Here is a 777-nt window from a genome sequence, read left to right as displayed (position 1 = left end):
TTCGTCGGTCAGCTCAGGGACCTCGTTAAGCGCAGCCGCCAAGTCACCCAAGAGGGACGCATCAGGTTGCAACTTAGCGATGGTGAACTTGTGACGGTCAAGATACTTGCCGATGGCGTTGTAAAGCTGAGGGGTTCGTAGCTCGGGATTCTTCAAGTCGCGTAAAAGGTTCTTACCGGTCTCGGTGTCGATTGCCTCAAGTAGTTGTTCGAGAATAGATTGCGACATTAACCCTCCTGTTTTGGTTGGACCCCCTTCACAGTCTTGTAGACCAAGACGGCGCATTGAGTAAGCGAATAAATAATGGCCGCTGCATAGAACCAATCGGACATCGTTAAGCCAGCAAAGCGACTTGCTACATCAGCACCAGCCGCAGCTACAACAGGAGTGGCACGAACCACCCCTTCGTTAAAATTAAGTTCGAGCATTGAGCCTCCTTATGGTGTGTACGGAACTCGCTTGAATCCGTAGAAGTTGGTAAACCCGGAGTTGGGCCCGAACGATACGAACTGAAGCACTCGGCGCTGAGCCGTATTGGTGTCACGGAACGCCATCAGGACATAGCTATTAGGCGAGTGGGTCACGTACATCTGAGTGTTGACCGGCATGTTAGCCAGCTCTCGCAGCCCCTGAACGCTCGTATAGACGGAAGGCCGTGCGCCGTCACGAGCTGCTTTGGGTGCTGAAGCGGGACTGAGATTGACTTTTTCGTTGGGCTGCCCGCTCGTAGCGGCCCGATTGCCTCATGGAGTGATATGAAGCCTCGTTTCAAGGTTT

2 protein-coding genes are annotated in these 777 nt (G+C 53.2%); both read right to left on the bottom strand.

All coding sequences use genetic code 11. The annotated features are described in order from the left end of the window. The coding region (locus ACR52_RS27290; protein WP_048731294.1) for a DNA packaging protein at positions 1-228 on the bottom strand (228 nt) is incomplete at its 3' end. Continuing rightward, positions 228-428, bottom strand: coding sequence for a phage holin family protein (locus tag ACR52_RS27285; RefSeq protein ID WP_048731292.1), 201 nt, complete (start codon positions 426-428; stop codon positions 228-230). The genes ACR52_RS27290 and ACR52_RS27285, both read right to left, overlap by 1 nt. Between the last annotated feature and the right edge of the window lie 349 nt (positions 429-777).

It is taken from the genome of Pseudomonas fildesensis, assembly GCF_001050345.1.
GTDB classification, from domain to species: Bacteria; Pseudomonadota; Gammaproteobacteria; order Pseudomonadales; family Pseudomonadaceae; genus Aquipseudomonas; species Aquipseudomonas fildesensis.
The sequence above is the reverse complement of the archived record's forward strand: the minus strand, read 5'-3'. Positions and strand labels throughout refer to the sequence as shown.

Coding starts and splice junctions, on each gene's coding strand:
- ACR52_RS27285 (WP_048731292.1), bottom strand. CDS start 428: ATGCTCGAACTTAATTTTAACGAAGGGGTGGTTCGTGCCACTCCTGTT.